Below are 394 nucleotides of genomic sequence, written 5' to 3'. Positions count from 1 at the left end.
AGCAACAACCCAAGACATCTCCAGAAAAAACATAACCTTCATAATGCAAGACAAATGTCATATCCAATTCTCCACAGAGACAGCCTTCCCTCCCTCTCCCAGATGGACAAGAGTTGGTAAACAATGCCTGAACTCAGCGGACACCATAATTTGGTCAGACAGAACATGTGGAGGACAGAATGGAAAAGTTGAACTTGTAATTTTTAAATTTTTTTCTCCTCGGCTCGGTGCCATGGACATCGTAACCCTTCGGTTCGGTGCCACGAACACCGTAAATCTGGAGAACCTGTGACTTTTCTGCCAGCCCGCGGAATTGAACCCCACTCACAGGGGGCTTGTCACCCGTAGTCCAACGCGCTACGAACACGCTGGGCAGACGGGCGAACTTGTAATA

General features: G+C 48.2%; 1 protein-coding gene. It reads right to left on the bottom strand.

Translation table 11 applies throughout. The features are described from left to right. Positions 1–154: 154 nt before the first annotated feature. On the bottom strand, positions 155–394 hold a 240-nt coding region (locus AC1VNY_RS42860; protein WP_482409732.1), incomplete at its 5' end, for a hypothetical protein.

Source organism: Bradyrhizobium ferriligni (assembly GCF_056837965.1).
The sequence above is the reverse complement of the archived record's forward strand: the minus strand, read 5'-3'. Positions and strand labels throughout refer to the sequence as shown.